This is a genomic window from Corallococcus sp. CA047B, assembly GCF_003612065.1.
Classification (GTDB): domain Bacteria; phylum Myxococcota; class Myxococcia; order Myxococcales; family Myxococcaceae; genus Corallococcus; species Corallococcus praedator.
The window spans coordinates 1-4,516 of the sequence record NZ_RAWD01000503.1 but is presented as its reverse complement, the minus strand read 5'-3'; the positions used below and the strand labels follow the sequence as shown (position 1 = coordinate 4,516).

The 4,516-nt window shown below is 69.8% G+C and carries 5 protein-coding genes; 1 reads left to right on the top strand and 4 read right to left on the bottom strand.

The genetic code is table 11. The features are described 5' to 3' along the window. The coding region (locus D7X74_RS39920; protein ID WP_370450861.1) for a response regulator at positions 1-456 on the top strand (456 nt) is incomplete at its 5' end. A gap of 21 nt (positions 457-477) precedes the next feature. On the opposite strand, the gene D7X74_RS39915 is transcribed toward D7X74_RS39920, so the two are convergent. The 4 genes from D7X74_RS39915 to D7X74_RS39900 all read right to left on the bottom strand — a co-directional run. Further along, positions 478-1,092, bottom strand: a complete 615-nt coding sequence (locus D7X74_RS39915; RefSeq protein ID WP_120538174.1) for a sulfite oxidase heme-binding subunit YedZ — start codon at positions 1,090-1,092, stop codon at positions 478-480. Positions 1,093-1,095: 3 nt separating this feature from the next. Next, a complete protein-coding gene (gene msrP / locus D7X74_RS39910) occupies positions 1,096-2,085 on the bottom strand; it encodes a protein-methionine-sulfoxide reductase catalytic subunit MsrP (protein ID WP_120538173.1) in 990 nt (329 codons plus the stop codon). A 33-nt stretch (positions 2,086-2,118) separates the two neighbouring features. Next, the gene (locus D7X74_RS39905) at positions 2,119-2,844 is read right to left on the bottom strand and encodes a fatty acid desaturase (protein WP_120538172.1); all 726 of its coding nucleotides are present in this window, start codon (positions 2,842-2,844) and stop codon (positions 2,119-2,121) included. 72 nt (positions 2,845-2,916) lie between these two features. After that, a partial coding sequence (locus D7X74_RS39900; protein WP_120538171.1) for a hypothetical protein occupies positions 2,917-4,516 on the bottom strand: 1,600 nt, incomplete at its 5' end.

The following is a 4,516-nucleotide window of genomic DNA, read 5'->3' as shown; positions in this document are numbered from 1 at the left end:
CCCGAACCCGTGCCCTCCCGTCCCACGGGAAGCACGCCCACGGTCCGTCCGGCTTCGGGAGCGGGTCCGCAGCGCGTCCTGCTGGTGGATGACAGCCGCTCCATCCGGACGCTGCTGAAGATCTACCTGATGGCCCGCAGCTTCGAGTTCCTGGAGGCCGAGTCCGCCGAGGAGGGCCTCAAGGTCGCCGAAGCGGAGCCCGTGGACCTCATCCTCACGGACTTCCACATGGACGGGATGAACGGCGCGGACTTCGCCGGGCAGATCCGCGCCAGCGCGAATCCCAAGCTGTCCAAGGTCCCCATCCTGATGATGACCGGCGACCCGAACGTGGCGGAAGTGCGCGCCCTGGGCCAGAAGGCCGGCATTAGCGCCTTCGTGCGCAAGCCCGTGAGCTGCGCGCAGCTGATGACGCTGGTGGACACCATCCTGCCGCTGCCCCGCGCCGCCAAGTAGTCCGGAGGCGCCCCAAGCGCCTCACGCCGTGCGCTGTGCCGCCAGGGCCCGCTTCTTGCGCAGGGCCTCTCCCACCCGCACCGCCAGCAGCAGGGCCAGCACGGCGCCGTAGAGCACCGGCTCCGTCACGTCCTTCTTCACGCGCCAGATGAAGTGCACCACGCCCAGCATCGCGGCCACGTAGGCCAGCCGGTGCAGGCGCTGCCACTTCGGAAACCCCAGCCGGCGCACCGACTTGTTCGTGGACGTGAGGGCCAGCGGCACCAGCAGCATGAACGCGGTGAAGCCCACGGTGATGAAGGGCCGCGTCAGCACGTCCTCCACCATGGCGCGCACGTCCAGGCCCTGATCCAACACGGAGTACGTGAGGAAGTGCGCGCCGGCGTACGTGAAGGCCAAGAGGCCCAGCGTGCGGCGGATGCGCGCGGGCCACGTCCAGCCGGTGATGAGGCGCAGCGGCGTGCACGCCAGCGACGCCATCAGCACCGCCAGCGCGAAGAGGCCCGTCTGGTTGAGGGCGAACTCGATGCCATTGGCCCCGAGTTGCCCCTGGGCGCCCTGCACCGCGAGCAGGGCCAGGGGGGACAGTCCCCCGAGTGCGACGGCGGGGTTGAGCCAGGGTTGCTTGGAGGCCATGCGCTAGAAGTCCTGCTTCAGGTCCATGCCACGGTAGAGGTCGGCCACCTGCTCCGCGTAGCCGTTGAAGGGCAGCGTCGGGCGCCGGCCGGTGTCACCGATGCGCCGCTCACTGGCCTGGCTCCAGCGCGGGTGGTCCACCGCCGGATTCACGTTGGCGTAGAAGCCGTACTCGCGCCGGTTGGCCAGGTTCCACGTCGTGCGCGGCTGCTCCCGCGTGAGCGAGATGCGCACGATGGACTTGATGCCCTTGAAGCCGTACTTCCACGGCACCACCAGCCGCAGCGGCGCGCCGTTCTGCGCGGGCAGCTGCTTGCCGTACAGGCCCGTGGCCAGCAGCGTCAGCGGGTGCTGGGCCTCGTCCAGGCGCAGGCCCTCCACGTAGGGCCAGTCCAGCACCGGGCTCTTCTGGCCGGGCATCTGCTCCGGGTCCTCCAGCGTGGTGAAGGCCACGTACTTCGCGAAGGACGTGGGCTGCACGCGCTCCAGCAGCTTGCCCAGCGGGATGCCCAGCCACGGAATCACCATGGACCAGGCCTCCACGCAGCGCATCCGGTAGACGCGCTCCTCCAGGGGGAAGCCGGCGATGAGCTGATCCACGTCCACCGTCTGCGGCTTGTGCACCTCGCCGTCGATGACGACGGTCCACGGCCGGGGCTTGAGGGTGTGGGCGCGGCGGGCCGGGTCGTTCTTGTCCAGGCCGAACTCGTAGAAGTTGTTGTAGGTGGTGATGTCCTCGTAGGGCGTGCGCGGCTCGTCGGTGTCGAAGGCCCCCGCGGCGGGCGCCACTGGCTGCGCGACCGTCCCCGCGTCCGGAACGAAGCCGTCCATGGGCCGGGTGCGCTTCAAGCCCAGCAGGTACAGCCCGCCCCCCACCACGGCGGCGGTGCCCGCGAACAGGCCCGCGTTCTTGATGAGCTCGCGGCGGCGCAGGTAGAGCTTCTCGGGCGTCACTTCGGAACCGGGAGGCTCGGGAGGGAGCTTGTCGCGCATGGCCCCTCTATAACGCTCCAGGCCCCCGGTCGGTTACCGCCGGGCGTCCTTCAGCCGCCACAGCCGCCACCAGGGCGTGCCGGGGGACGCGTGGTGCTCCCAGTGGTAGCCGAAGAAGAAGCACGACAGCAGGGCCCACAGGTGGTTGCGCGGCAGGGTGCGCGCGTGGTGGGGCGCCATGTCCGCCGTGTCCGGGCGCCGGTGCGGCCGGTAGGTGCCGAAATAGAAGAGCTGCACGGTGGCCAGCACCGACGGCAGCACCCAGAACACCAGGATGCGCGCCTGGGGCACGCCCAGGTACAGGAGCGCGTTGAATTTCAGCGCCATCACCGCGATCTGCGGCCACGTCGTGTAGCGCACCATGAAGGTGCCAAACCACGGCCAGAACGCCTGGGTGCGGGTGGCGAAGTCCGGATCGCTGTCCCCCGTGGGGTCCGCGTGGTGCGCGCGGTGGTTCACCACCAGCCGCCGGTAGGACAGGCCCGCGAAGAGGAAACAGGCCACCGTGCCCACCGCCGCGTTCACCCGGCGGTGCAGGGACACGGTGCCGTGCATGGCGTCATGGCCGGTGATGAAGAGGCCGGTGGACAGCCACATCTGGAAGAGGACGTGCAGCCAGGTGAGCGGTGAGTCCCACGGCCGCTCGGGCCCGGCCAAGAGCCACGCCAGGTGTCCCCCCCACGCGCCCAGCACCGTGAGCGCGAGCACGGCGCCCCACGGGTCGGGTGGCACGGGCTGGGAGGAGGACACGGGCGCCATGTGCTTCCCTTACTGGCCATGCCCCGCCCGCCGCGCACGGGAAAACGCGGCGGAACGGGGAATGGGAAGCGGCTACTTCGTCCCGGTGGGGGCCGCCGCGGGCGCGCCGAAGTCGCGCACCAGCGAGTCGGCGGTGACGTAGCGCGGCTCGATGTCCACCGGCACGTTCTTCAGCCGCTCCAGCACCTTCTGCACGGAGGGCCGCACCACGCCCTGCTTCGCGAGCAGCGCCTCGGCCTCCGCGCGGTCGCCCTTCGCCTGCAGGGCCATGAGCTGGTTCGTCAGCGACGTGACGGACGCCTGCATCTTGTCGGGCACCACCTCGAACGTGCCGTCCGCGTTCACCTTCACCGCGCCGGTGTCCAGGAAGTGGTTGAGCTGCAGCGCGATGCCCTTGCCGTGCGCCTCGTCGATGCCGAAGCGGATGGAGCGGAACGCGGACGCGAGGAACGTCGTGTACATGGTGCGCTGCAGGGACTTGTCCAGGGTGCCCTTGTCCACCAGCCGCTGGAGCGCCCACAGGCCGGAGATGTCCGCCTTGGCCTCTTCAATGGCGCTGGAGGACGCCTGCAGCGCCTGCCGCACCGTCGTCTGCTTCCCGGCCACGGTGACGTTGTGGGGTCCCAGGCCGTGCATCAGCTCATGCATCAGGATGTGCGTGAAGAAGGCATCGAAGGCCACGTCCTTGCGGTCCTTCGCGGGCAGCGCCACCTTCGCGATGGGCAGCAGCACGCGCTGGAACTTGGCCTCCTGCACGTTCTTGAGCATCACGCGCTTGGTGCCCTTCTCCGCCGCCACGCGCTCGTCGTTGGGCAGGTTGAAGGCCGCGGTCTGCACGCCCCGGTTGCCGTCGCCGGAGGAGTACAGGCTGTTGATGACGCGGATGGGGGCCAGCGCGCCAATCTTCGGGTTGCGCAGCGCGGGCTCGATGGGGAGGTTGTTCTCCAGCTCCTGCAACTCCGCGCTGAACTTCGTGAGCTTCTGCGTCTCCACGTCGTCGCGCACGCCGATGAACGCCTCGAACGCGGCCTTGTAGTTGAACCAGCCGTCCTCGTAGACCTCATAGGGCCCGAGGGTGGGCTCCACGCTCGCGTCCAGCTCCATCCACGCGACCTCGCTCGCGTAGTAGTCGTTGGACAGGAACGCCGCCGCGCGCTTCTCCAGGAAGCTCTTCAGCGTGGGCTGCTGGGTGAGCGCCGCCGCCTCGCGGAGCAGCTGCGCGGCCATGGCCAGCTCTCCCTGGTATTCGACGCTGTAGGGCACGCTCACGAACTTGCCGTCCGGGCCCTTGCGCAGCGTGGTGAAGAAGCCCGTGGCCGCGTGCTGCTGCGCCTCCGGCAGGCCCTTCACCCACGCCTCCACCTCCGCCTTGGTGGCGCCCGCGGGGTAGAAGTTCCCCTCCTCCGGCTTCGCCGGCACGCCGGGCAGGAACGGCTTCGCCTCGTCCAGGCGCGACCAGGGGCCCTTGTTGAGCAGGAACGCGTGCAGCCGCTCCTTGCCCAGGGGCGTGGTGTCCTTCACCAGGTCCAGCAGCAGCGCCTCGTTGCCCGCCCAGGCCTGGCGCAGGAAGAGGGGGTCCATCAGCTTCGCGGCCTGGACCACCTTGGCCAGGGCGCGCTTCTCCGCGTCGGGCAGCTTGGAGACGTCCACCTTCAGGTCCACCGGGGCGAAG

Bases quoted from the DNA above. Each gene is read 5' to 3' on its own strand.
- D7X74_RS39915 (WP_120538174.1), bottom strand. From the start codon at position 1,092: ATGGCCTCCAAGCAACCCTGGCTCAACCCCGCCGTCGCACTCGGGGGA.
- msrP (WP_120538173.1), bottom strand. From the start codon at position 2,085: ATGCGCGACAAGCTCCCTCCCGAGCCTCCCGGTTCCGAAGTGACGCCC.
- D7X74_RS39905 (WP_120538172.1), bottom strand. From the start codon at position 2,844: ATGGCGCCCGTGTCCTCCTCCCAGCCCGTGCCACCCGACCCGTGGGGC.